A 25,784-nucleotide genomic window follows, 5' to 3' on the forward strand; every position below is an offset into this window, starting at 1 on the left:
GGAGGTGATCGGAAGAGCGAGTGCCTGGCTGCTGGTGGCGGCCGGCGTGTTCAATATCGTGATCTGGCCGCGCTTCGCGAAGGCGATCGTGGCCGACGATCGAGCGTGGACGGGCGAGACGTGGAGTAGTGCGCCGACCGGATTCTTCTGGGTGCATGCGGTGCTGATCGCGACGGCGATGACCTTCGGTGTGATCGTGCTGGTGATCGGTATCAGGGCTCATCGCTCGCTCCGGTCGAGCTGACTCAGGATCTCATCGCACCACGCGATCCCGGCCTGTTCGAGCAGGATGCCGCCGCGTAGCGCCAGGTAGGGTCCGCGGTCGTCCTCGCTGAGCGCGGACGGGTCGGGGTAGTACCGCTTGGCGCTGGCCTCGTAGGTGTCGAGGCGGGCCTGGTGGTCGGCGCGACGAGCCTGCGCGTCGGCGATGGCGGCCTCGGTGTCGAGGAGTCCGCGCAGCTTGACGGCGAAGTCGCTGCGCAGGGGTTCGCGTGGTGACGGTGTGGCCGAGAAGCGTTCGAGCTCGGCCCGTCCCGCGGTCGTGATGGCGTAGGTGGTGCGGTCGGTGGCCCCGTCACGGTGCTCGGTGGCGCCCTCGACCCAGCCGTCGCCGGCCATCCGCGTCAGGGTCCGGTAGATCTGCTGGTGGCTCGCGCGCCAGAAGTAGCCGATCGAGGCGTCGAAGCGCCGCGCGAGGTCGTAGCCGGTCGCCGACTGTTCGCGAAGCGACACCAGGATCGCGTGTTCGAGGGCCATGCGAGCACCTTAACCATGCAACTAGTTGCATGGCAAGCGCTTCCAGCGGACCCGCGCTCGTCGTCAGCTGAGAACGGAGGATGTGACTTCGCGGTTGCCCCAGCACCCGCCGAGTCACATCCTCCGTCCCGTCATCGGGAAGGGTGTGACTTTCTGGTGGCTATGGCAACCGCGAAAGCACATCTCCTCGTGCCCCTCGGCTGCCTCCTCGCATGGCTCGTGGCTGTGGCGGCTGAGATGAGAGCTACGGGAGTTGACGTGCTGCCGTCGCCAGTCGGTCCAGAAGCTCATCGATGGACCAGGGGATGCCGAGCGCGCTGGGGCTCACGGCCGCGGCAAGTGGGCTGCCGTCGACGATTTCGGCGACCGAGCCGCGTTCCGCAGCTGACATCCGGCTCAAGAGCGGATTCGAGCGAAGGGTGTCGAGCAGGCTCGTTCCCTCACCGCTGTAGCCGAGGACGATGTCCGTATCGTCGAAAGCGTCGATCTCTTCCGCGCTGATCGAGAAGCGGAAAGCCTCAGCGTCCTTGGAGTTCTGCTCGACCACTGTCGGTGTCGTGAGGCCGATGTCGGCGAGGTAGCTAGCACGGGCGTCCGCCGATGCCGCCACGAGAACAGTGCTGAGATCATCCACGCTGATGTTGATGAAAGCCGCGCTGACACCGTCGAGTTCGGGGTACTCGGCGGCCGAGCTCTCGATCCGCTCGGTCAGATCGGCGATCAGCTCCTGCCCTTCCTCGGCCTTGCCGAGGGCCTCGCTGTTCATGGTGATGGTCTCCCGCCACGAGGCCGTCCAGGGAAGGTCCGGATAGGCCACCACCGGCGCGATCTTGCTGAGCGTTTCGTAGTCCTCCGGGGTCAGCCCCGACGTGGCGGCGAGGATCACATCAGGTTCGGTCTCTGAGACGCTCTCGAAGTCGATGCCCTCGGTCTCGTCGAAGAGGATGGGCGTGTCAGCGTCGATGTCATCGAGTCGTTCGGTCACCCAGGGGAGGACGCCGTCGCCGTCTTCGTCGCCGTAGTCGGTGCGGGGCATGGCGACGGGGACGATATCCAGGGCCAGTGCCACCTCGGCATTCGCGGCGCTCCCGACGGCGACGACCCGTTCCGGCTTGCTGTCGATGACGGTCTCCCCGAGAGCGTGTGTCACGGTGACGGGGAAGCCATCTTCAGCACCGTCGCCTGCGCCCGATGTGTCGGTGCTGCCGCAGGCGCCGAGTGCGAGGGTGGAGCCGGCGAGAATGGCGACCAGTGGTCGGCTGACGAGACGCATGTAACCTCCAGTGAAAGCGGTGAGGGTAGGCTAACCTATAGGTCGATGCCGTCGGCATCCAGGATCCCGCCCAGCTCATCGACGATCGGCGGTACGCCGACGATGACCAGCTCGTCGGTGCGCAGCTCGGCGGCCCCGGCCTCGCGGGCGATGAGCGCGCCACCCTCCAGGTCCCACGGCTCGTTGCGGAAGGCGACGACGGCATCGGTGCCGCCCTCGGCGAGCAGCGCCCAGTCGCGTGAGGGGGCCCAGGTGCGCAGCACCCGCTTCACCGATCGTTCCACAGGGTCGAAGGCAGCACGCCGGGCCGGATCGTCGAGGTCGATCCCGTAGCCCTGGATCCATGACACGGTGGCATGGGCCAGCGGTCCGGCATCGCGCACCGCGAGTCGGCGTCCCTCCTGCCAGGCTCCCCGCCCGCGGATGGCGCTGGTGGAGCGACCGGACGGCGAGTCATGGACCACGGCCACCTCGGCTCGACCGTCCAGCAGCACGGTCAGGCACACGCCGTAGACATCGAGTCCCATCGCGTAGTTGTGCGTGCCGTCGAGCGGGTCGAGGAGCCACTGAACTCGCGCGTCCTCTGGTCCGTGATGGCCCGACTCCGCGCCCAGGATCGCGTGGTCCGGATACCGTGCGAGTAGATGGTGCACCATCCGGCGCTCGACATCACGGTCGGTGCGGGTGACCAGATCGATCCCGTCCTTCGCCTCCACCTCGACGCCTTCGGCCGCGAACCGGCGGGCCAGCTCCCCGCCGCCGCGCGCGAGGTCCAGGGCGGTGGCCAGGACGGCATCGTGGTCGAGGGTCATCTGCCGAGACTACGCAGCACGCCACGCGCTGCCACGCGACCGGCCCGGTTCGCGCCGATCGTGCTGGCACTCGGCCCGTAGCCGACCAACTGGATCCGGGGATCGTCGGCCACATTCGTGGGAGTGGTGGACGATCCGTCGATGCGGATACCGCCTTCGGGGCCCTTCAGCCGTAAGGGAGCCAGGTGGTCGAGTGCGTGCCGGAATCCGGTGGCCCACAAGATGACATCGACCGGCTCGAAGGACCCGTCGTCCCAGCGCACGCCGTCGGGCTCGATCCGGCTGAACATCGGGTGCCGCTCGAACGCCCCGAGACGTTGCGCTTCCTCCTCCTGCGACCGCAGCATCAGGCCGGTGACTTCGGCGACGCTGTCCGGTGGCAGGCCCGCGCGGACCCGTTCCTCGACGAGCGCGACGGCCGCCCGCCCGGCCTCGACCGTGAACGGTTCGGTCCGCCACTGCGGCTCACGGCGGGTGACCCACAAGGTGTCGGTGACCGGCCGCAGCAGCCCGAGGAACTGCACAGCGGACTGCCCGCCGCCGACGACGAGCACCCGCTGCCCCGCGAAGTCCTCTGGTCGGGTGAAGTCGACGGTATGCAGCTGACGTCCCGCGAAGGTCTCGATCCCCGAGTAGTAGGGCACGAAGGGATGTGTCCAGGTGCCGGTGGCATTGGCGATGGTCCGGGTGCGCCATCGCCGGTCGCCGGCGTGGACGACGAGCAGGCCGTCCTCCTCGGTCACCGCGTCCACATCGACCGGCCGCAGGACGGGGAGCTCGAACCGGCGCTCGTATTCGGCGAAATAGCGGGGCACGGCATCGCGGGCCTGATCGTCACCGTCATCGGGGAGGCGCCGCATGCCGGGAAGATCGGCGATGCCATGCACGTCACTCATGGTGAGCGCGGGCCAGCGATGCTGCCATGCCCCGCCGGGCTCGGCGTTCGCGTCGAGGACGAGGTGCTCCACGCCTCGCCGCCGCAGATGGTACGACGTCGACAACCCCGCCTGACCGGCGCCGATCACGATCGACTCGTACGTCTCCACACCGAGATCAACACCCCAGGGGCCCGAGGACTTCCCGCCCGGCAGCGACATGTGATCAGGTAGTGACGCGGCACATCGGCCGGAACCTCCAGCCGCCCGGCAGGCTGTGGAGGCGCCCCATGATTACCAGCGCACAGGCGACTGACCGATGAGGGGACGGATCGCGCTCGTCATCTTGGCCATGCTGCTCACCGTGGTCGGGATCGCCGCCGTCGTGTGGGGGGAAGGTGGGTGGAACTCGTGGACCATACTCATGCTGGCCGTGGGTCTGCTGGCACTCCATATCGCCTTCCTCATCCGTGAGTACAGAGGACAGGGCGATTGACTGGGTGGTCCCCGTGCCCCGAGACATGAACGGAGGATGTGACTCGGCGGTTGCGGGGACAACCATGGAGTCACATCGTCCGTCCACGGGTTGACGGAGGATGTGACTCGCGGGTCGCGGGGGCAACCGTGGAGTCACATCTTGCGTCTGCCGAGGCGGGTGAAGGCCGGCCGTCGCCCGCCGCTCCCTCCACGACGGGCGACGACCGACCGGTCTGGGGCGGCGGTTCAGGCCGAGTGCGAGAAGGGCACGCTGCCGGCGGCCTCGTCGCCGCGAGCGGTGGTCTCCTCGATGATGCGGGCGATCTCCTCGGGGCAGTCGCCCATCGGGACGTGCCCGGCACCAGGCAGCGGCACATGGGTCGCCGTCGGCAGCTCGTGTCGTGCGCGGACCGCCTGGCGCGGGTTGAGGAGCCGATCCTTGGTACCCCACGCGATCGTGGTGGGCACGCGCACACCTCCGCGATAGCGGAAGCGCGCCGCCTGGAAGAAGGTCGGCCAGAACGCCTTGCCGCGCTTGAGGGCCGAGGAGTCCCCGAAGGTCCGCTCGATGTCATAGCGGTCGGGATGGGCATAGAGCAGGTAGCCGCTCAACCGGCGGCCGATGCTGCTCCGCGACACGAGCCGGAGCACCGGATCGGGGCTGTAGGTGGCCAGCTTCAGCACGATGAGCGCGGCCATCGCCTGGGCCTTGCCGGCGAGGCGGAAGAAGCCGGCCGGGCTCAGGGCGACCACGCTGCGAGCCAAGCCCTGATCGCCGAGGTAGAGCGCGATCGCGCCGCCGAGTGAGTTGCCGACCACGTGCGGTCGTTCGATGCCCCAGGCCTCGAAGTTCTCCGCGATCGCCGCGATGACGTTCTCCATCTGCGTGGGCACGCCGGCAGCCGACAGCGGCGGCGACTGACCGAAGCCCGGCAGGTCGATCGCGATGACGTCATAGTGCTCGGAGAGGCGTTCGATGACCGGCTCCCAGGCCTGCCAGCGGTGCCCGATCCCGTGGATCAGGACGAGTGGTTCCCCGCCGCCGGTACGCGAGTAGGAGAGCTCGGACAGCATCGGTACTCCCTCGGACGATCAATGTGACATCGAGAGTGTGACATGGAAAATGGCCGCTGTCACCACTCAGTTGGCTCGGCGAACCTCGATGACCGTGCCGTCGGCGTCCGCGATGAGTGCGCCGCTGCCGTAGTCCCCGGAGACGTAGATCGAGATGCGCACGGGTGAGGAGCCGTCGTCCGACGGGGTCAGCGCGCGGCTCACGTCGGCGTGCACGTGGGGGTCCTCGCCGGTCACGCCGGTCTCCTGCGCGGCCCGCCGGGCGAGTGAGGGTATCGCCGCCCAGGACACCTCGTCGAGGGTGAATGACGCGGTGTCGTCGGGCTGGATCGTCGACGGGCCGTCGTGGCTGCCTCGTCCGTAGCGGATCGTGTAGTCGTCGTAGGTCGTGGCGCCGGGCTCGCTCGGCGCGGTGGCACGGACCATGTCGTCGTAGAAAAGCACCTCGGTCGCCGCGTCGTCGCCTGTTACCTCGCGAAGTTCGGCGACGGCGTCGGCGACGCGGTCCTCGGAGTACAGATAGCTGTCGCGATCATCGCCGGAGACGAGTGCGCCGGCTGAGAGTGCGAGCTCCGTGCGCGCGGGGACAGCCACCACGGCGAGGCCGGCCAGGGCGAATGCGGCGTAGGCGAGCCAGCGCCGGCCGCGACCCTTGCGGCCGGTCGAGATGATCGATCGCGGACCCGAGGTCGTCTCCCCGGCCCAGACCGGCACCCCGGACGCCTTCGGTAGGCGAGCGACGCGCTCGTGCAGGTGGGGGAGCCCATCGGGGACGATCGCCACGGCGGGCTCGTCCTCGCGGAGGCGCACGACCGAGAGCGCGGTACCCGGCTGGAACTGCGGTGCCTCGATCATCGGCACGAGGCGTCGCACGGTGGTGCGGTAGTTCCCGCGGTCGCGGGCCTCGACCGTCAGGTGTATCTCGCAGACGGGCACGTCGTTGATCTGCGTCCCGGTCTGGGTGATCGAGTCGATGCGTGCCGCGGTCAGCCGGCCGGCCGTGCGCGCGGCATCGAGTTGCTCTTGGGGCGGACCGGCGAGGCCGCGCAAGGAGCCGCCGATGCCGACGAGGACGGCGCAGATGACGCCCACCGGCAGCGCGACGGTCCAGTAGGCGATGTAGCGGGGGTCGTGGGTCAGCGCATGCGCGACGGCACCCCCGACTCCTACTCCGACGACGGCGGCGAGCAACAGGCGGATCACGGAGAGATCCTAGTGCGCGCGTTGCGGGCCACCGAGGCGTGCCGCGTTGCAACAGTGACAGTGTTAGTGTCACTATCGTGACCGTGACTCCCACCACCTCCGGCCCCCTGGCGGGCGTGCGTGTCGTCGAGCTCGTCGGCATCGGCCCGGGGCCCTTCGCCGCCATGATGCTCGCGGACCTGGGTGCGGAGGTGATCCGCGTCGATCGCCCCGGCGGCGGCGCGCTGAGCGTCGCGCCGGCCGAGCAGGACATCCTGGCTCGTGGGCGACCCAGCGCGGCCATCGACCTCAAGGCCGACCGGGGGCGCGAGACGGTTCTCCGGCTCGTGGAACGAGCCGACATCCTGCTCGAGGGATTCCGGCCCGGTGTCACCGAGCGTCTCGGGCTCGGGCCCGGCGACTGTCACGCCCGCAACCCTCGCCTCGTGTACGGGCGGATGACCGGCTGGGGACAGGACGGTCCCCTCGCTCAGCAGGCCGGACACGACATCAACTACATCTCCGTCGCGGGAGGCCTCGATCCGATCGGACGCGCGGGCGGGCCGCCGCAGGTGCCGTTGAATCTGCTGGGCGACTTCGGCGGCGGGGCCGTCTACCTGGTCGCCGGGGTCCTCGCCGCTCTCACGCATGCGCGCTCGACCGGCGAAGGCCAGGTGGTCGACGCCGCGATCACCGACGGCGTCGCGCATCTGCTGTCGATGATCGTCTCGATGCAGCAGTCCGGCGGCTGGGGTCATGATCGGGGCACCAATCTGCTCGACACCGGCGCCCCTTTCTACGACGTCTACGAGACCTCCGACGGACGATGGATGAGCGTGGGCGGCCTCGAGCCCCAGTTCTGGGCCGCGATGGAGGACACCCTCGCGCAGCACGGCGTCACCGACCTGCCCGATCGCAACGACGTGACCCAGTGGCCCGACCTGCGTGAGCGGCTCGCGGAGGTCTTCGCCACCAAGACCCAGGACGAGTGGAACGACATCTTCGCCCCCACCGACGCCTGTGTCGCGCCGGTGGTGCCGCTCGCCGAGGCGCCGGAGCATCCGCACAACCGTGCGCGCGGCACCTATGTGGAGCATGAGGGGCTCGTGCAGCCCGCCCCCGCTCCTCGTTTCTCGGCCACCCCGGCCACCTTGACCACGCCCCCGGTGCGGCCGGGGGAGAACACCCGCGAGGCGCTCGCCTCGTGGGGCATCGACGATGTCGATGCGCTGATCGCCGACGGCGTCGCCGTCCAGAACTGAGGAATGACCTATGGAACGCACCATCTTCGAGGCTGAGCACGACGACTTCCGCGCCATGGTGCGCGCCTTCTGCGAGAAGGAGATCGTCCCGCACCACGAGCAGTGGGAGGCCGACTCGATCGTGCCGCGCGAGCTCTGGCTCAAGGCCGGCGAACTGGGGATCCTCGGCTTCATGATGCCCGAGGAGTACGGCGGCGGAGGTGTCGACGACTTCCGTTACAACGCGATCGTGCAGGAGGAGCTCACCCGTGTCGGCGCGAGCGGCGTCGGCTTCGCCCTGCACACGGATCTGGTGTCCACCTATCTGCTCAGCTACGCGACCGAGGAGCAGAAGCAGCGCTGGCTGCCGAAGTTCTGCACCGGCGAGCTCATCACCGCGATCGCGATGTCCGAGCCGGTCGCCGGCTCGGATCTGCAGGGCATCAAGACCACCGCCAAGCTCGACGGCGACGACTATGTGCTCAACGGGTCCAAGACCTTCATCTCCAATGGCATCCTCGCCGATCTGGTGATCGTGGCCTGTAAGACCGATCCCGATGCGGGCGCGATGGGTGTCTCGCTCATCGTGGTCGAGCGCGGCATGGAGGGCTTCGAGCGGGGCCGCAATCTCGACAAGATCGGGCTCAAGGCGCAGGACACCGCCGAGCTCTTCTTCGACAATGTCCGCGTTCCGAAGGAGAACCTGCTCGGCCAGGAGGGGCAGGGCTTCATCTACCTGATGGAGAAGCTGCCTCAGGAGCGCCTGACGATCTCCGTCGTCGCGGCCGCCGCCTGCCGGCAGATGGTCGACATGACCCTCGACTACGTCAAGAACCGCGATGCCTTCGGTCGCCCGATCGGCAAGTTCCAGAACACGCGCTTCGCCCTCGCCGAACTGGAGACCGAGCAGCAGATCGCGCAGGTCTTCGTGGACAAGTCCATCGAGCTGCTCAACGAGAAGAAGCTGACCGTCCAGGACGCCGCGATGGGCAAGTGGTGGACCACCGAGCTGCAGACCAAGACCGCCGATCGCTGCCTGCAGCTGCACGGCGGCTACGGCTACATGACGGAGTACCCGATCTCGAAGGCATTCCTGGATTCACGGATCCAGACGATCTACGGCGGCACGACCGAGATCATGAAGGAGATCGTCGGCCGGGGCCTCGGGCTCTGACTCTCGCCCCGCCGCTCCGCCCGAGGGGCGGTGGGCTACGCACCTCTTCGAGCTGTGGACAGGTGCCTATCCCACCGCCCGGGCGGGAGGGCGAGCCACGAGGAGAAGCTCTAACGCCCGCGTAGCGCGGACAGCACCCCGTGCCGTGAGGACAGGCCGAGCTTGCGCAGCACATTGCCCACGTGCTCCTCGGCCGTCCGCCGGCTGATCACCAAGGCATCGGCGATCTCCTGATTGGTCTTGCCATCGGCGAGCAGGTCGGCCACCTCGGTCTCGCGTGGCGTCAACGCGTTGAGCGCCTCGCCGGTGGCACTGGCGCGCAGTCGTTGCAGATTGCCGACGGCCATGGACAGGTGGCACGGCATGCCCAGCCGCTCGAAGCTGTCGCGCGCCTCCTCCAGGAGGTCGATGGCTCGAGCGGCCGAGGCCGGCCCGTCGCCCGCGATGACTCCCGACAGCAGGACGCCGAGGAGCGCCGACTGGCTCGCCACTCCGTAGTCCAGGGCGAGCTGTCGGCCCTCCTCGTAGTAGCGGCGAGCCGTCTCGGTATCGCCCTCGAAGAGAGCGACCGTCGCGGCATCGGCATAGCGCAAGGGCGTCGTGACATCCGGAGGGTCGGTGACGAGGACGTGAGGGATCGGTTCGCCGAGCATCGCACTCGTCCGGGCCAGCGCGGACTGGGCAGTGCGCCGCCACCAGCGCACGGCCGGCAAGGGGCTCGCCTGTAGTGCATCGCGGCGTTCTCGAAGCAGTTCCATGTCCTGTTGCAGGAAGGCGGACAGCGCCTGGGCCACTCGGGCCATCGCGACGATATCGGGAACGCGGTAGCGCTCGGCGGTCTCGACCGCCAGGTCTGCGGCGGCATCGGCATCCTCCAGGCGGCCAGCCTGGGTGAGGCAGAAGGCCAGCGCGCAGTAGAGCAGGGGTTGCACGCTCATCCGGCCGAATCGCCGGGCGATCCGCAGCATGCGCTCGCCGAACTCGATGCCCTGGGGCAGCTCGTCGAGCATGTACGCGCACCACACGGCGCAGGCCGCGGCATCCATCACCTCGCGCAGCTCCTCGGCCGGACGCGCGAGCATCGCCGCCAGGACGCCGTCGAACTCGCGACGTGCGGCGCCGATATTGCCCGTGTTGAGGAGCGCGATGGTGCGTAGTGCCGCACTCGCGCTGGCATAGGGCTCGCCGTGGGCCGCCGACAGCTCGATCAGCAGCGGATCGGCAGGGTCGTGACCATCGGTGAGTGAACTGGTGGCGGCGAGTTCCAGCAGCAGCGCGGGGATGCGGGGGCCGGCATAGGAGGAGAGGACCTCGTGCGCCTCGTCCGGCTGGCCCGACATCCGGAGCGCGTGCGCGAGCAGTGCCCGCGCCTCAGCGCCGTGGCCGGGGAGATCGAGCAGCGGCTCCAGGAGCGGCGCGGCCTCGTCGACCCGGCCGCTCAGCGCCAGCGCACGGGCCAGCAGCAGATCCCGTCGCGGCTCGCGCAGGTGCAGTGAGGCGCGTAGCCAGCGTTCGACGCTCGCGGGATCCGTGCCGAGGGCGTGCTCGGCGGTGTCCAGGAGGACGGAGAGATCGTCGTCGGTGAGATGTGAACGGAGCCGCGAGAGATGCTCGGCGCTCTCGAGCGGGGTGGTGCCGGCGAGTGCGGCGGCGCGCCGATGCAGGTCGGCGAGGTCGTCCTCCGTGGCGGACTGATAGGTGCTGGAGCGCACGACCGGATGGATGGCCTCGCTCGACTCGTCGTCGATCAGCCCGTGGCGGCGCAGCAGAACGAGATCCTCCGCGACATCGCCTCCAGTGAGCGCGGCGAGGCGTGCCGGATCGATGGCGCCGAGCACCGCGACCGCCTCGAGTGTGCGGCGGGCACAGGCGGGGAGCGCCCGGACATCCGCGCTGACGACCGAGCGGAGCAGCTCTGAACGCGGGCCGCGGCCCAGCGGGAGCACTTCATCGAGCGTGGTCGCGTCGGGGTGACGGAGGAAGGCGGCGCGCAGCGTCCGGGCGAAGAGCGGGTTGCCGTCCGCGGTCTCGACGATGATCCGCCGTTGCTCGGTGCTCACCCCGGCGGAGAGGGTCGCGATGTCCGGATCGGCCAGCGGTCCGACGGAGAGATGCTCGATGCTCGCTCCGGCAGAGCGCGCGGTATCGATGAGTCGGACCGGGGCCATCGCCTGTCGATAGGCGAGCAAAACGGTGAGCGGCGCGGTGCCGCTGATCAGATCGGCGAAGAACTGACTCGACATCGGGTCCAGCCATTGAGCATCGTCGATGGTGATGATGGCGTCTCGTTCGCGGAGCACGGTGATGCACTCGCGCAGGATGCCGCGGAGCGAGTGCTCCTCGATCATCTGCTGCAGGTCGGCGTCCAGCAGGCTCTCGATGACGGGGCGGGCGCTGGCGAGAGGGGAGGCGCCGGCGAAACGATCGGCGCGGGCGAGCAGTACGGGACGCTCGATCTCGGCGAGTGCCGAGGTCACGAGAGCGGTCTTGCCCGATCCCATCGGGCCGTCGACCAGGATGATGCGGGGCGGTACGGAGGGTGCGGCATGCAACTGTCCGAGGAGGAAGATCCTCTCCTCATGACGACCGATCACGTGTCCCCCATGCTCCCTGGCGGACGCCATGGTCCGCATCGACATCATCTCACAGGCGCGTGGACTTCGGATACCCGTAGCAATACGGGTACCGGGCCAGGTGGCTGGCTTCGTAGCGTGGACGGGTTCGGTGCCCGGGGTGAGTTGCCCACGCGGCGCTCAGTTTCGTGACGAAAGGTCCCCCTGTGTCTCAGCACCGGCGAACGACCACGGCCGACCGCCTCCGGCGGCGGTTCGGCCGGTTCGGCGTCCTCGGCATGATCATCGCCCTCGTGGCGCTCACCCTCACCCCGCCCGCGACGGCCGCCCAAGCGCCTCCGGCCGGGTCGTACACGGGGACGAGCGATGCGTACAGCACTGCGACGGTCGAGTTCGAGATCGATGCCAACGGCAATATGAGCGGTTTCGATACCGAGAGCTACTGCTTCGACGGGTTGTACCAGTGGCCTGTGCAGTGGGCGGGGATGCCGTCCACTCCGGTCAATGCCGGAGAGCCGTTCGATCTCAGTTGGGAGTTCGGCGACGGATCGGTCCGGGCCTACTACGAGCTGACCGGCACGGTGAACGCCGATGGTTCGGCCAGCGGTACGGGCCGCGCGGGCTTCCTGCCCTATGGCACCTGTGGCGGTATCGAATTCGAGTGGACGGCGCAGGGGCCGGATGGTGGCGGGGGGGATCCCGATCCGATCGAGCCGACCATCAGCATCCAGCCCTCCTCGGTGACGGAGTCCCAGCTGGTCAGCGAGGGTGTCCAGATCACCGGCGGCGACTTCATCGCCGATTCCTCGGTGACCCTCACGGTCGCTGGATCGCAGGTCGGAAGCAAGGACGCTGATGCCGATGGAGCCGTGAGCTTCGGCTATAACGGCCCCCTCGCTCCGGGCTCCTATCCCGTCGAGCTCTCGTCCGCGGATGGCAGCGTCGACAGCACCCTGACGGTGACGGCCGATCCGGAGCCTGAGCCTGAGCCGTCGGTGGGTGTGTCGCCGGGTTCGGTGACGGTGTCGCAGTTGGCGTCCGATGGTGTGATGTTCTCGGGTGAGGACTTCGGCGCGAACGCGCAGGTCGCGATCACGGCCGATGGCAGTGCTGTCGAGACGGTTGCCGCGAATGGCGAGGGTGCGTTCTCGTACACCTACAAGGGCCAGCACCAGCCGGGCACGCTGACGCTCACGGCGTCGAGCGCCGCGGGTCAGGACTCGGCCACGGTCACGGTGACCGCCGATCCGGATCCGGAGCCTGAGCCGTCGGTGGGTGTGTCGCCGGGTTCGGTGACGGTGTCGCAGTTGGCGTCCGATGGTGTGGTGTTCTCCGGTGAGGACTTCGGCGCGAACGCCGATGTCACGATCACGAACGGTCAGGGCGATGAGATCGTGGTCCTCGCCGATGACCAGGGTGCGTTCTCCTACCGGTACACCGGTGATCATCAGCCCGGCACGCTGACGCTGACGGCCTCGAGCGCTGCGGGCCAGGACTCGGCGACGGTCACGGTGACCGCTGACGCGCCCGTCTACGACCCGGCCGTGTCCCTCGACCCCACCTCGGTGACGCAGTCGGCGCTCGCCGGTGACGGCGTGACCGTCAGCGGCACGGGATTCCCCGAGAACGCCGATGTCGAGGTCCGCTTCGATGGCTCCGCTGTGGCGACCGTGGGCTCGGATGCGAATGGCACGGTGAGCTACGAGTTGGTGCGCGAGGGCGTCGCGCCCGGCACTTATCCGGTTGCGCTCGTGAGCGGCGACTGGTCCGACCAGGCGAATCTCACGGTGACGGCCGATCCGGATCCGGAGCCCGAGCCGTCGGTGGGTGTGTCGCCGGGTTCGGTGACGGTGTCGCAGTTGGCGTCCGATGGTGTGGTGTTCTCGGGTGAGGACTTCGGCGCGAACGCACAGATCGCGATCACGGCCGATGGCAGTGCTGTCGAGACGGTTGCCGCGAATGGCGAGGGTGCGTTCTCGTACACCTACAAGGGCCAGCACCAGCCGGGCACGCTGACACTCGCGGCGTCGAGCGCCGCGGGTCAGGACTCGGCCACGGTCACCGTCACGGAGGATCCGGCGGTGCGTGACCCGAAGGTCACCGTGACGCCGCAGACGCTCACGCAGTCCCAGGCGCGGGATACGGGCGTCACGGTCGCCTCGACCGGCTGGTTCGAAGGCGATGTCGTGGTCTTCAGCGTCGGTGGCGAGGAAGCCGCCCGCGTGACGGCTGACGAGCAGGGCAACGCCACCGCCCAGCTCACCTCGGACAATGCGAGCATCGGACAGCACACGGTCACGGCCGCCGTCGGCGATGCGAGTGCCGAGGCGACGTTCACGGTGACGGCCGATCCCGACCCGAATGCGACCATCCCGGCCGAGCCGCCGTCGGAGGACAACCTCACCGACGACAACCGCGGTGGAGTGACCGGTCCCGACACCGCCGTCGAGGGCTCGACCATCGAACTGGTCGTGCCGGGCGCGGAGCCGGGCAGCCGGGTCGGCGTCTGGGCCTTCTCCGAGCCGACGTACCTCGGTGCGTTCGAGGTGAGCGAGAACCGCACGATCCAGGTCACGCTGCCCGACGGGCTGGTGGGCGACCACCGGCTCGCGGTCTACGCCGATGCCGAGGAGGAGATCCTCCTGGGATGGACCTCGATCACCATCACGCAGGCCGATGACGGTGGCGGCGACGATGGCGACAACGGCGGTGGCGGCGGTGATGAGGGCCGCGATCGTGACCGTGATCGAGACGGCGGGGATCGCCTGCCGAACACCGGGGCGAATGTCGCGGGAGGTGTCGCGGGATGGGCGCTGCTGCTCCTGCTCGGCGGCGGGTTCCTGATCGCGCGTTCGCGCACCCAGGGCGGCGCACTGCGCTGATGCTCTGAGCTGAGGGCGGGGCCGTTCTGGTCCCGCCCTCAGTCATGTGCCGTCTACTCTCAGGACATGCGCCGCGCCTTCCGACTGCTACCTCTTGTGGTGGGGGCGACGTATCTGGCGGCGCTGGTGCTCATCGCCTGGTGGCCGACGCATGTCGATGCGGGCCTCGGCGTGGTCGACTGGCCGCTGACCCGGGCGCTGGCAGCGGTCGCGGGGATCTCGGCCTCGTCGGCCTATGCGGTCATCGAGGTGGCGGCCAATGTGGCGCTCTTCGTGCCACTGGGGCTCCTCGTCTCCTGGCGGTTCCCGGGATGGCGGTGGTGGGGAGTGGTGCTCGTCGGTGCGCTCGTGTCGGTGGTGATCGAGGTGGTGCAGGCCGTGACGCCACTGGATCGCACCGCGTCGGTGACCGATGTGCTCGCGAACACGGGGGGCGCCGCCCTGGGCGCCCTAGCTGTGCGATGGGCGGCTGGCAGACGCTTGGTACGCTAAGTAATAGTCGTCGAGAGGTCCGTCATGCATGAGGATGCGCCGAGCCAGCCCGTTGTCGCCGAGGAGCTCGAGTCCCTCGATCGCGTCCGCCGCCGGGTGACGGTGATTGGCTTCCTGGCGATCGCCTTGCACGGTGTGGTGGCGTTGCCGCTCGTCGGCCAGTACCTCGCCGAGGACGGGCGGATGCCCGAGGCGGTGCTGATGCTGGTGATGACGGCCCTGGCGGGGATGCTGACGGTGGCGGTCTCCCGGGTGATCCTCGGGTATTCGCCCTTGTCGGTGCCGTGGCTGGCCTTCGGGCTACTGCCGATGCTCGCCGGCGTGTACCTCGTGTCGTGGGCACCCTTCACCCTCCACTGACCGAACCCCGGGGTCGCCATCGCAGCAGGTCCCTGGACCAGGTCTTCCCCTTCGCTTCATCGGTGAGCGCAGGATCTATCAGCCGAGAGGCGAGGCCCGCAGCCGACTCAACCGTGCGGTAGTCGGCGCAGTAGGGCACCGATCTGCTCTGCTTCTTGTAACCGGCTCCCCAGGTCGACGGGACGATGAATCCTCCGAAGGGCGCCATCCTGCGGCGATGACGTTCGGTGTCGACCGCGAGACTCAGCGCCGTGCCATCGATGTCTTGCGTGGTCGCGAGGGTGACGATATCGACGAGATCCTTCTCGCGACTGGAGGGTCGGCCACCGTAGTCGGCCAGTGTTGCGCAGACCTTATCGGCGATCTGATCCACGACCGGATACAGGCGGTAAGGCCTGCTGACGAGTCGCGGGAGATCGAGTGCCGTGGCGGGGAGAGCGGCCGAGACCTCATCGGTCACGCCTGTGCCGATCGTGAGATCGACCTGTACCGAGCCCTTCTTGGAGACGCCGATGAAGACGGTGAAGGAGGCTCGGTACCCCTCGGCGTATGGCTGAGTGTCGACGGCGATGGCTACGTCGTGGCCGACGTACTCGAAGCGGAAGTGATCGCCGAGGTCGATCGACGCCAGGCGCTTCAGGTCCTCCAGCGCCTGGTCGAGGCTGAATCCCTGACGATAGAGGTCGATGTCTCGAGTGGAGCGTGTCGAGGGGATCCGGGCCAGGATGCCCGCTCCTCCCTTCAGTACCCACTCTGAGTCCTCGCCGTCAGAGAAGATCCGGCTCAGGAAGCGGTTGAAGTACTCCAGCTGGATGCGCTTGTTCGTGTCGAGCGAGGGATCAGCCTCCGCGGCATTCTTCGCGGCATCCTTGATCGCGGCCTCCACCCCCCGGGGTGTCGGATACGGCTCAGGCACGGACATCATGCTCGGACTCCCCGCTGCGTGCGGTTGCGGCCGCCGGAAGCGTGGCGATGTGCTCGATCCATTGCTGTGAGATGGTCGTCAGATCGGGCGGGTTCATCGGTTCCGCAGCGACTCTGCTGACATCAGGTATGGCATCAGTCAGCGCCTTTGAGAGGATCTCCTCGATGTCAGATGGTCGCGTGACGTGCTTCAGGTAGTTGATGAGGACCCGTGAGCCAAGCACCGAGTCCTCTGAGATCCGACGCGCGACGGATTCGAGATCCAGCCCCGCAGTTTCAAGAAGCTGCTCTAGCACGGCATTGCCATCGTGTCGTCTGAACCCGTTGCGCTCAGCCAGCGGACTGAGCAGTTCTCGCAGGCGATCGAGATCCAGTCGCCGTTTCTTCATCGCCGAACTCAGCGCATCGGCGACAAGGCTCAGTTCCCTCACGTCCTCCAGCAGGTCCGCCAGGGTGCGTTCGAGCGTCATGACCGGGATCCCCTTGACCAGGGTGATGTCACGGTCTTCAAGGTGGCGCTGCCGGTAGTGAATCTCAGCACGTTGGGTTTGGCGACGCCTGACGGTAACGAACTCGTGACGATCCGCCCATAGGTCTCCGACGCCGTGGAGCAGGGCCGCTGACGAACTCGCCACCACGACACCTGCCGCAAGATCCCCCAGCCGATCGTGAGCCGGGAGCCGAGGATCGGTGCTGAGCCAGGCAGCCCGAAGGTCGTCGAACTCATCGCTCGGCGCACCCGTGTCGCGGTAGACACCGTGTGCGAGCCGCTCCAGATGACCCGACTCGGCCAGGCGAGACAGGGTCAGGCGGGTGATTCCGAGCGCATCAGCTTGCGCCGTCGTCGCCATACCCCACTGCGAGGCGGTGACATCGGCGAGCTTTCGGAGAGCTTCACCGGATTTCATACTTGGATTGTATCTACCTATGTGAAACAATCCAAGCCGTCAATCGGCATCATTGGGGTTTGGGGTGTGGCGAGACTGACCTCAGTGGCCGAGCCGATGGGCGCTCACGGTCGCCGTCAGCAGTTCGGCGGCGCGCTCGGTGATCAGGCGGCGCACGGTCAAGGCCGAGGGCGAGGGGCGGCTGTCGCGGCGTTGGATCAGGCCGATGCGGATCGGCGCCGTGTTGCGCAGGGGGATCCAGCGCAGTCCCGGCACGTCGACCGACGTGTCGAAGGGGCCGAGGATGCCGATGCCGGCCCCGTGGGCGACCATCACCTTGACCGATCGGTCCGACATCGCCTGCACCACCACGTCCGGCTCAGGCACATCGGCGTGCAGCCGCTCCCACATGACCGTTCCCTCGCGCATGGTCACGATCGGCCAGGTCTCCAGATCGCTCCATTCGACGCTGTCGCGCTCGGCGAGCAGGTGGTCGGCGCGCACGATGACGCCGATGGGAGCTTGCAGGAGCAGGGTCCGCTCGATGGTCGGCGCCGCGGGCTCGGAGAGCATCGTCACGAGCCCGAAGTCGAGCTCGCCGGAGGCGACGCCCGCCTCGATCGCCGTCGAGGCGGCCTCCGTCAGGGTGAATCGCAGGCCCGGATGCTGTTCGTGCAGCCGGCCGATCACGCTGGCGATGACCGTCTCGACGACCACCGAGATGGCGCCGATGGCGACCCGTCCCCGATACGACCCACCGGACTCGGTGGCGGCATCGTGCACGTCCTGTTCGGCCGCGACGAGTCGCGCCATTGGCTGCAGGAGGGCCTGGCCGCTGGGCGTCGGCCGCACACCCGACCGGCTGCGGGTCAGCAGGACGACATCGAGCTCCTCCTCCAGTAGCGCGATCTGCTGGCCGAGGGCGGGCTGGCTGATGCCGCAGCGGACGGCGGCAGCACGCAGCGACCCCGTCTCGACGGCCGCGAGGAAGTATCGGGCTCGCTCGACTCGCACGGCGCCACGATATCCGGGAGACGCCCGCCGGTGAAAGTGTCTGCTTGTATCACCGCGAGATCCTCTCGCTGGAGATCTGCGCCGTCATCACGGCCACGGAGGTGAGGGCGCGAGCAGGAGCGTGTCAGGCGATAACTTTCACCTTTCACATATGGAAGGTTCCGCTCAGTTCCCCCCGCCGGGCTTCTTCGAGATAGTCGCTGGTGACGCGCCTCACAGTCGTGGGGCGCACGGCGATCGAAAGGCACCGACCATGACCGAGGCCCCACTGCGGGGAGTGACCGTCCTCGACATGTCCACCATCCTGGCCGGGCCCATGGCGGCCTCACTGCTGGGCGAGTTCGGTGCCGATGTCATCAAGATCGAGGAACCCCGCCATGGTGACCCGGCCCGTTCCTATCCGCCGCTGGTGGAGGGCGTCTCCGCGCAGTGGTCGGTCCTCGGGCGCAACAAGCGCAGCGTCACCGTAGACCTGCACCAGCCGGACGCCGCGCAGGTCGTGGGGCGGCTGGCGGCCGCGGTGGACATCGTCGTGACCAATTTCCGCCCCGCGACGCTGCGTCGCTTCGGGGTCGACTTCGACGACCTGGTGGCCTTCCGCCCTGACCTGGTGATGGTCCACGTCAGCGCCTTCGGGCGTACCGGACCGTACGCGGAGCGTCCGGGATTCGCCCGTGTCGCCGAGGCCTTCGCCGGGCTGACCCACAGGACCGGCGAGCCCGACCGGCCTCCCGTCTTCGCGGGTTATCCGGTCGCCGATGGAGTGACCGGCATCTACGCGGCCTTCACCGCCCTGCTGGCATTGCGCCAACGGGACCGGACGGCTGAGCCGCAGCTCGTGGACCTCGCGCTCTACGAGCCGCTGCTGCGGATGATGGAGGACTTCATCGTCGACTACGACGTCACCGGTCATAGCGTGGGCCGACAGGGCAATGAGAACCCCCACATCAGCCCCAACAACCTGTACCGGACGCGTGACGGACGCTGGCTGGCCTTGCCCGCGTCCACCGAGCAGATGTGGAGGCGTCTGGTGAAGGCGATGGGTGCCGACGATCTCGCCGGCTACACCGACATGGCCCAGCGGGTAGCGCATCGCCAGCAGATCGAGGATCGTGTCCACGCCTTCGTCGGCTCGTACGATCTCGAGCCCCTGATGGAGTTGCTCGTCGACGCGGGTATCGCCGCGGGCCCGGTCAACACCGCCGAGGAGATCTGCGCCGATCCGCACATCCGCGCCCGTGGTTCGGTGGTGGAGTTCCCGGACGACTCGGGACATCTGCGTCGGATGCAGTCGCCGGCCGGGCTGTTCTCCGGCTTCGAGGGCACGCTCCGCTCGCCAGCACCCGGACTCGGTCAGCACACCGACGCCGTGCTGGCCGATCTCGCGGGTCTGTCCGCTGAGGAGATCGGCACTCTGCGCGCGAATGGAACGATCTGATGCGCCCATCGCCGCCGAACGACGACCCCATCAACCGCCCTGCCTTCGCGGACCGGCCTGATCCGCACGTGACCGAGACATCATCAAGGAGTGTCATGAAGACTCACCGACCGCAGCGTCCCTCCCGTCGCCTCGGCATCCTCGTCGGCGCTGTGAGCGCCGCCCTCGCGCTGACCGCGTGCTCCGGCGGTGGATCCGAGTCGTCGGGTGATGGCACCTTGACGATCGGCGCAGCGACCAACCTGCAGACCCTCGACCCGCAGATGGCCGCGGTGGCGCAGGAGTACTACGTGAACCCGGTCTTCGACACGTTGATCCACGCCCAGCCCGACGGAACCTTCGAGCCCGGCCTCGCCGAGGAGTGGGAGATCGTCGACCCGGTGACCTTCGAGCTGACCGTCCGTCCGGATGTCGTCTTCAGCGACGGCGAGCCGATGGACACCGACGCGGTGGTCGCCAACTTCGAGCGCGGGATGGGGATGGAGGCCAGCCCCTCGGCGGCCTTCTACAGCAATATCGCCGGTGTCGAGGCCGTCGACGACGCCACGGTCCGGCTCACGCTCTCCGAGCCGACCACCGACATGCTCTCCCAGCTCAGTCGTCTGCCCGGCATGATGATGAGCCCCGCCTCCTTCGAGGCGAACCCGGAGACGACGCCGATCGGTGCCGGCGGATGGACCTACGATGCCGCGGCCTCCAATGCGGGCGAGGTGCAGGTGTACCGCGCCAATCCCGACTACTGGGATACCGACCGAGTCGGTGTCGACACCGTCGAGATCCGTGCGCTCGAGGACGCCTCGGCCGCTACCAATGCCGTGCTCGACGGACAGGTCGACGTCATCGAGATGCGCAGTGAGGCCGACCGGTCGACCCTCGACAACGGCTCACTGCAGCTGATCGAGCGGGCGAATGCGAATGTCTACTACGTCCAGATCATGGATACCGATGGCACGCTGATCGAGCCGATGGGCGACGAGCGCGTCCGCCGGGCACTCAACCTGGCCATCGATCGTGAATCGGTCATGAAGGGCCTGCAGTTCGGGCAGGGCGATCCGAGCCCCAGCTTCTGGCTGGAGGAGACCCCCTACTACGACGAGGACCTGGAGGATCTCGCCTACGATCCCGAGGAGGCACGCGACCTGCTGGCCGAGGCCGGCTATGCCGATGGCTTCTCGGTGACCTTCCCGAGCTTCGGTGCGATCACCGAGGTGGCCGAGTCGGTGCAGCAGATGTGGGGCGAGATCGGTGTCGAGGTCACGATCGATCAGGTCGAGCCCGGGACCCTCGCCGATGTGATGCGCAACGGCACGACCGCCATGGCCGTCACGCTCGCCCGCGGTTTCACCGCCGAGTCCCACTACGACGAGCGGCACGCGCCGGGCAGCCCCTACGATCCGCTGGGCACCGATCGCGGCGATGTCGCCGAGCTGGCGGATATCGCCTTGAACGCTGAGACGGAGGAAGGTCAGGCTGAAGGCTGGCGCGATGTCTACTCCTACCTGATCGAGCAGGGCTACCTCATGGTGGTCGCACACCAGATCCCGGTGGTCGTGGCCGCGGAGCACGTGTCCGGTGCCGAGCTGTCGCCCTCGGACAATCTGCCGAAGCCCTACGACATCACGTTGGACTGACGGTGCTTCGTGTCGCTCTGAGCCGCCTCGCGGCGCTCATCCCCTTGGTCTTCGTGGCCAGCTTCACCACCTTCCTGCTGTTGCAGTTGACCGCGGTCGATCCCGCGGTGGTGCGCCTCGGCGAGACGGCGACGGACGAGGCCTACGCGGCCTTCCGCCACGAGCTCGGCCTGGATCGTCCGATCCTCGTCCAGTTCGGAAGTTGGCTGCTGGGCGCCGTGCAGGGCGATCTCGGCGTGTCCTGGTCGAGCTCCACCCCGGTGACCGAGCTGCTGATGAGCCGATTCCCGGTCACCTTGGCCATCTCCGTCGGGGCGCTCGTCGTGGGACTGCTGATCGGCATCCCGGCGGGTATCGCCGCGGGCATCCGCGCGGGCCGCAGCACCGATTCGCTGCTCACGGGCGCCGCCTCGGTCGGGCAGGCCATCCCGAGCTTCTGGCTGGCTCTTCTGCTGGTCGCCTATGTGGCGATGCAGACGCCGTGGTTCCCGGCGACCGGCTACGTCCCCTTCGGCACCGACCCCGGGGAGTGGCTGCGCAGTATCGCGCTTCCGTCGCTCGCGCTCGGGGCGGCGGCCGCCGGGGCCTTCGCCCGGCAGACTCGGGCGGGATTCGTCCGGGTCCTGCACGAGCCGTACATCCGCACGGCCGTCGCCGGGGGGCTGGCGCGCCGGCGGATCCTGTGGCGCACGGCGCTGCGTAATGCGGCGGTCCCCGTGGTCACCACGATCGCGGGACAGGCCGCCGTGCTCGTCGGCGGAGCCGTCGTGATCGAACAGGTCTTTGCGCTGCCCGGCCTCGGTCAGCTCGTACTCAACGCCATCCGGAACGGAGACATGCCCGTGGTGCTCGGATTCGTCGTCCTCATGGCCCTCTTGATGGCCGTCATCCAGTTCCTGCTGGACCTGGCCTACGCCCTCGTCGATCCTCGGGTGCGTGCGTCATGAGGGGCAGTTCGGTGCTCGTCAAGGCATCCTGGGGCGTACTGATCGTCGTCGGTGTGCTCGCTGTGGCCGGACCGTGGATCGCGCCCTACGACCCGACGGCCGGCGCGGTCGGTGACGCCCTCGCCGGCCCGAGCGGCGACCACTGGCTCGGCACCGACTATCTCGGTCGGGACACACTGAGCCGGCTCATCGACGGCGCCCGGGTGTCGACGATCGCCGGTTTCGAGGCGACCGCGGTCGCGGTGGTGCTCGGCGGCGGCGTGGGCATGGTGATCGGTCTTGTCGGCGGCTGGCCCGATCGCATCGTCATGCGCATCGTCGAGGGCATCTCGGCGATCCCCGCGATCGTGCTCGCCATCGCGCTCATCGCGGCCCTCGGCAGCGGTCTGACCACCTCGATGTTCGCCGTCGGCATCGCCTTCGCGATGGGTATCGCCCGGCTGGCCCGCGGACTGACGATGGCGGAGCGCGACCGATTGTATGTGGACGGCGCCCGGGTGATCGGCGCCGACCGGCGCCGACTGCTGTTCCGCCACATCGCTCCGAATATCGCCGCGCCGATGGGAGTCGAGGCCACCTTGGTGTTCGCCCATGCGGTGGCCATCGAGGCAGCGCTGAGCTTCCTCGGTCTCGGCACTCAACCACCGGCGGCGAGTTGGGGGATCATGCTGTCGAGCGCGCAGCGCGCGATCCGTGAGGCGCCGTTCCAGGCGATCCCGCCCGGTCTCGCGCTCGTGTTGACGGTGCTGGCGCTCAATATCGTCGGCGACGCGCTGATCCGCCGTCGTCGCGGTGCCAGCGCCGAGAATCCCACGGGATATCTCGAGCCGACCGATCTTGGCGCGTCCGATGCGCATGTCCGCGGCGACGAGTCAGACGTGCCCGGCGGGACCGTGAGCCCGCTGCTGGAGGTCGAGGGGATCACCGTGCGATACGGCGAGACCACGGCGGTCGATGCCGCCGACCTCGCGATCCGGCACGGTCAGGTCGTGGCCCTCGTGGGAGAGTCCGGCAGCGGCAAGACTTCGCTGGCGATGGCCCTCGCCGACCTGCTCACCCCACCGGCATCCAGCACGGCCGCACGGGTGCGCCTCGGCGGTTGCCGACCGCTCGAGCTCGTCGATGCCGACGATGCCACGCGCGCAGCCTGGCGCGGACGGGTCGGCGTGGTCTTCCAGGAGCCGTCCGCAGCCCTGAATCCGCTGCAGACGGTCGGCCGCCAGCTCCGCGATGTCATCGAGGCGCAGCGCCGCCTCGCCGGCGGCCGGCGGCAGGGCGGAACCCCGAGAGCGGTCGACGAGGAGATCGTCGATCTGCTCACCTCCGTCGGTCTGCGCCGGCCCGACGAGGTGGCGCGGTTGCGGCCCGGCCAGATCTCCGGCGGTATGGCCCAGCGCGTCATGATCGCTCTCGCGCTGGCCAAGTCCCCGGATCTGCTCATCGCCGACGAGCCCACGACGGCCCTGGACGTGACCGTGCAGGCCGAGATCATCGCCCTGTTGCGACGGCTCTGCGAGGAGCGTGAGTTCGGCGTCCTGCTCGTGACCCATGACCTCGGTGTCGCCGGCGAGCTCGCCGACGAGGTCGTCGTCATGCTGCACGGTCATGTGGTGGAGTCCGGCCCCATCGAGTCGGTCGTCCGCCGGCCGCAGCACGAGTACACGGCCGCGCTGGTGGCCGCGGTCCCACGCAACGAACCGGGCCGGGCGATCCTCGAACCGCCGCGGATCACCGAGGAGATCATGTGATGACGACCGAGCTGCTGGGGTCGATCGAGGACCTCACCGTCACCTTCGCCCGTCGCCCACGGTGGGGCGACCTGCGTCCCAAGCCGTTCACCGCGGTCGATCACGCCACGCTCGATCTGCGCGCCGGCGAGATCACCGGGCTCGTCGGGGAGTCCGGCTCGGGCAAGTCGACCGTGGCCCGTGCGCTCTTGAAACTGACGCCTTTCACCGGCGATGCGACGATCTGCGGATTCGATCTCTCCACGCTGCCGGCGCCGCCGCCCCTCGCCTACCGGCGGACGGTGCAGGCGGTCTTCCAGGATCCGCTGCAGGCGCTCAATCCACGCCACAGCGTGGCCGATATCGTCGCGGAGCCGCTGGTGCTGCACACCGATCTGGGGTCGCGTGAGCGACGGGACCGCGTGATCGCGACCCTCGAGTCGGTGGGGCTCGACTCCGGTTTCCTGCCGCGGACGACGCGGGAGCTGTCGGGCGGGCAGCGACAACGGGTCGCCATCGCCCGCGCGATCATCGTCGATCCTTCGTTGCTGATCCTCGATGAGGCGCTGAGCGCCCTGGACGTGACCACCGCCGCCTCGGTGGCGCGGCTGCTGCACGGTCTCCTGCGTCCCGATTCAGCCATGCTGTTCATCGGCCATGATCTGGCGATGATCCGGCAGCTGTGCGATCGGGTCCACGTCATGCGCGAGGGACGGATCGTCGAGTCGGGGACCGCCGACGAGGTGTGCGGATCTCCCCAGCACGAGTACACGCGGCTGCTCGTGGACTCGATCCCTCAGCTGCTGCGGGCGGACACCTGATGACCGAGGGTGCGCCTCTCTCGGCAGGCGAGGGCCCCTTGCGTGGCGTGCGGGTGCTCGACGCGAGCACCATGCTCGCGGGTCCGCTCACCGGCGGCCTGCTCGCCGACTTCGGCGCGGAGGTCATCAAGGTCGAGGACACTCGCGGCGGCGACCCGATGCGGCTCATCTCCTCCGATGAGGACGGCCGGTCGGTGCTGTCGAAGATCTCCCACCGCAACAAGCGCAGCGTCGCCATCGACCTGCGTGACGCCCAGGGGCAGGCGCTGTTCCGCGAGTTGACGGGGCAGGTGGATGTCGTCGTGACGAACCTGCGCATGTCGACCCTCGAACGGTGGGGGCTCGGTTATCCGGAACTGTCGCGGGCCAATCCCGGGCTCATCATGTACCACCTGTCCGCCTTCGGCCGTTCGGGCACGCGCCGCGACGACCCCGGCTTCGCCCGCGTCGCCGAGGCCTACTCCGGTCTCACCTACGCCTCGGGAGACCCCGACGGCCCGCCGATGTTCTCGGGCTATGCGATCGCCGACGGTGTCGGCGGCGTCCACGGGGCCTTCGCGGTGCTGCTGGCTCTCTACGAGGCGCGTGTCTCCGGGAGGGGACAACTCGTCGAGGTATCGCTCGCCGGGGCGATGGTGCGCATGCTGGAGGGACTCGTCGCCGCCTACGAGACGACGGGGAGATCGCCGGAGCGGAGCGGGAACCGCAACGACAGCATCGCGCCCAATGGGATCTACCGCACCGCGGACGATCAGTGGATCGTCCTGCCGATCAGCACGCCGAGTATGTGGCAGCGACTGTGGGTCGCTCTCGGCCGCCCCGAGGTCGCCGAGGACGAACGCTTCCGCACGAATGCGGATCGGCTGCGCCATCGCGAGGAGCTGGAGGCGGTTCTCGAACCGATGATCGCCGGCCGGGAGCTGGACGATCTGTACGAGTCGCTCCGTGCCCATCAGGTGGCGGTCGGACGGGTCAACTCGATGGCCGATCTTTTCGCGGATGCGGACGCCTGGGAGGAGGGCCTGCTGGTCCGAGTGCCCGATGAGGGCGGCCGGGACGTCGTCATGCCGGGCGTCGTGCCGCATCTGTCGGGAACCCCGGGCGGCATCCGTCATCCCGGCCCGGCATCCGGCCAGCACACCGACGAGGTGCTGAGGGAGCTGCTCGATCTCGGCGACGGCGCCCTCGGCACCCTCCGCGCCGAGGGAGTGATCGCCTGATGTC

The 25,784-nt window shown here is 68.6% G+C and carries 23 protein-coding genes; 13 read left to right on the forward strand and 10 right to left on the reverse strand.

All coding sequences use genetic code 11. The annotated features are described in order from the left end of the window. Positions 1–4 precede the first annotated feature (4 nt). Positions 5–244: an SCO4848 family membrane protein gene (locus tag JL108_RS07700; protein WP_143913946.1), complete on the forward strand. Its 240-nt coding sequence runs from the start codon at positions 5–7 to the stop codon at positions 242–244. On the opposite strand, the gene JL108_RS07705 is transcribed toward JL108_RS07700, so the two are convergent. The 4 genes from JL108_RS07705 to JL108_RS07720 form a co-directional block, all read right to left on the reverse strand. Continuing rightward, a complete protein-coding gene (locus tag JL108_RS07705) occupies positions 220–756 on the reverse strand; it encodes a PadR family transcriptional regulator (protein ID WP_205197739.1) in 537 nt (178 codons plus the stop codon). The two genes, JL108_RS07700 and JL108_RS07705, sit on opposite strands and share 25 nt — an antisense overlap. Positions 757–1,000: 244 nt before the next feature. Further along, positions 1,001–2,029: an iron-siderophore ABC transporter substrate-binding protein gene (locus JL108_RS07710; RefSeq protein WP_205197740.1), complete on the reverse strand. Its 1,029-nt coding sequence runs from the start codon at positions 2,027–2,029 to the stop codon at positions 1,001–1,003. Positions 2,030–2,064: 35 nt separating this feature from the next. Next, positions 2,065–2,841: an inositol monophosphatase family protein gene (locus JL108_RS07715; RefSeq protein WP_205197741.1), complete on the reverse strand. Its 777-nt coding sequence runs from the start codon at positions 2,839–2,841 to the stop codon at positions 2,065–2,067. After that, positions 2,838–3,887, reverse strand: coding sequence for an NAD(P)-binding domain-containing protein (locus JL108_RS07720; RefSeq protein WP_205197742.1), 1,050 nt, complete (start codon positions 3,885–3,887; stop codon positions 2,838–2,840). Before JL108_RS07720 ends, JL108_RS07715 begins: the two co-directional genes overlap by 4 nt. Positions 3,888–4,035: 148 nt before the next feature. Here JL108_RS07720 and JL108_RS07725 point away from each other — a divergent pair, with 148 nt between their 5' ends. Continuing rightward, positions 4,036–4,212, forward strand: a complete 177-nt coding sequence (locus JL108_RS07725) for a hypothetical protein (protein WP_205197743.1) — start codon at positions 4,036–4,038, stop codon at positions 4,210–4,212. 227 nt (positions 4,213–4,439) lie between these two features. Here JL108_RS07725 and JL108_RS07730 read toward each other — a convergent pair whose 3' ends face one another. Together JL108_RS07730 and JL108_RS07735 are read right to left on the reverse strand one after the other, a co-directional pair. After that, on the reverse strand, positions 4,440–5,267 hold the full coding sequence (locus JL108_RS07730) for an alpha/beta fold hydrolase (protein WP_205197744.1): 828 nt from the start codon (positions 5,265–5,267) through the stop codon (positions 4,440–4,442). Positions 5,268–5,333: 66 nt separating this feature from the next. Further along, the gene (locus JL108_RS07735; RefSeq protein ID WP_205197745.1) at positions 5,334–6,470 is read right to left on the reverse strand and encodes a hypothetical protein; all 1,137 of its coding nucleotides are present in this window, start codon (positions 6,468–6,470) and stop codon (positions 5,334–5,336) included. A gap of 77 nt (positions 6,471–6,547) precedes the next feature. Between JL108_RS07735 and JL108_RS07740 the strand changes: the two genes are divergently transcribed. Next, entirely contained in the window at positions 6,548–7,711 is a 1,164-nt protein-coding gene (locus JL108_RS07740) for a CaiB/BaiF CoA-transferase family protein (RefSeq protein WP_205197746.1), read from the forward strand. A gap of 10 nt (positions 7,712–7,721) precedes the next feature. Next, positions 7,722–8,864: an acyl-CoA dehydrogenase family protein gene (locus JL108_RS07745; protein WP_205197747.1), complete on the forward strand. Its 1,143-nt coding sequence runs from the start codon at positions 7,722–7,724 to the stop codon at positions 8,862–8,864. 110 nt (positions 8,865–8,974) lie between these two features. Here JL108_RS07745 and JL108_RS07750 read toward each other — a convergent pair whose 3' ends face one another. After that, on the reverse strand, positions 8,975–11,458 hold the full coding sequence (locus tag JL108_RS07750; protein WP_205197748.1) for a LuxR family transcriptional regulator: 2,484 nt from the start codon (positions 11,456–11,458) through the stop codon (positions 8,975–8,977). 185 nt (positions 11,459–11,643) lie between these two features. Here JL108_RS07750 and JL108_RS07755 point away from each other — a divergent pair, with 185 nt between their 5' ends. From JL108_RS07755 to JL108_RS07765, 3 genes are all read left to right on the forward strand, one after another. Continuing rightward, a complete protein-coding gene (locus JL108_RS07755; RefSeq protein ID WP_205197749.1) occupies positions 11,644–14,319 on the forward strand; it encodes a hypothetical protein in 2,676 nt (891 codons plus the stop codon). A gap of 66 nt (positions 14,320–14,385) precedes the next feature. After that, positions 14,386–14,811: a VanZ family protein gene (locus JL108_RS07760; protein WP_205197750.1), complete on the forward strand. Its 426-nt coding sequence runs from the start codon at positions 14,386–14,388 to the stop codon at positions 14,809–14,811. A gap of 24 nt (positions 14,812–14,835) precedes the next feature. Further along, the gene (locus JL108_RS07765) at positions 14,836–15,171 is read left to right on the forward strand and encodes a hypothetical protein (protein ID WP_143913934.1); all 336 of its coding nucleotides are present in this window, start codon (positions 14,836–14,838) and stop codon (positions 15,169–15,171) included. Here JL108_RS07765 and JL108_RS07770 read toward each other — a convergent pair. The 3 genes from JL108_RS07770 to JL108_RS07780 form a co-directional block, all read right to left on the reverse strand. Next, positions 15,158–16,087 carry a nucleotidyl transferase AbiEii/AbiGii toxin family protein gene (locus tag JL108_RS07770; protein WP_205197751.1) on the reverse strand — a complete coding sequence of 310 codons (930 nt, stop codon included), beginning with the start codon at positions 16,085–16,087 and terminating at the stop codon, positions 15,158–15,160. The genes JL108_RS07765 and JL108_RS07770 overlap by 14 nt on opposite strands. Then, the gene (locus tag JL108_RS07775; RefSeq protein ID WP_205197752.1) at positions 16,080–17,003 is read right to left on the reverse strand and encodes a type IV toxin-antitoxin system AbiEi family antitoxin domain-containing protein; all 924 of its coding nucleotides are present in this window, start codon (positions 17,001–17,003) and stop codon (positions 16,080–16,082) included. The genes JL108_RS07770 and JL108_RS07775 overlap by 8 nt, the downstream gene beginning before the upstream one ends. A gap of 81 nt (positions 17,004–17,084) precedes the next feature. Further along, positions 17,085–17,996, reverse strand: coding sequence for a LysR family transcriptional regulator (locus JL108_RS07780; RefSeq protein ID WP_205197753.1), 912 nt, complete (start codon positions 17,994–17,996; stop codon positions 17,085–17,087). Positions 17,997–18,249: 253 nt separating this feature from the next. Here JL108_RS07780 and JL108_RS07785 point away from each other — a divergent pair, with 253 nt between their 5' ends. From JL108_RS07785 to JL108_RS07810, 6 genes are all read left to right on the forward strand, one after another. Continuing rightward, positions 18,250–19,434 (forward strand): CaiB/BaiF CoA-transferase family protein, encoded by a 1,185-nt coding sequence (locus tag JL108_RS07785; protein WP_205197754.1) that lies wholly within the window; start codon positions 18,250–18,252, stop codon positions 19,432–19,434. A 95-nt stretch (positions 19,435–19,529) separates the two neighbouring features. Then, entirely contained in the window at positions 19,530–21,065 is a 1,536-nt protein-coding gene (locus tag JL108_RS07790) for an ABC transporter substrate-binding protein (protein WP_205197755.1), read from the forward strand. A gap of 2 nt (positions 21,066–21,067) precedes the next feature. Then, entirely contained in the window at positions 21,068–22,012 is a 945-nt protein-coding gene (locus JL108_RS07795) for an ABC transporter permease (RefSeq protein WP_205197756.1), read from the forward strand. Continuing rightward, entirely contained in the window at positions 22,009–23,760 is a 1,752-nt protein-coding gene (locus tag JL108_RS07800) for a dipeptide/oligopeptide/nickel ABC transporter permease/ATP-binding protein (RefSeq protein WP_205197757.1), read from the forward strand. The genes JL108_RS07795 and JL108_RS07800 overlap by 4 nt, the downstream gene beginning before the upstream one ends. After that, a complete protein-coding gene (locus tag JL108_RS07805; protein WP_205197758.1) occupies positions 23,760–24,560 on the forward strand; it encodes an ATP-binding cassette domain-containing protein in 801 nt (266 codons plus the stop codon). Before JL108_RS07800 ends, JL108_RS07805 begins: the two co-directional genes overlap by 1 nt. Then, positions 24,560–25,780, forward strand: a complete 1,221-nt coding sequence (locus JL108_RS07810) for a CaiB/BaiF CoA-transferase family protein (protein WP_143913927.1) — start codon at positions 24,560–24,562, stop codon at positions 25,778–25,780. The genes JL108_RS07805 and JL108_RS07810 overlap by 1 nt, the downstream gene beginning before the upstream one ends. Positions 25,781–25,784 lie beyond the last annotated feature (4 nt).

The sequence above is a fragment of the Aeromicrobium sp. YIM 150415 genome, from assembly GCF_016918125.1.
Lineage (GTDB): Bacteria > Actinomycetota > Actinomycetes > Propionibacteriales > Nocardioidaceae > Aeromicrobium > Aeromicrobium piscarium.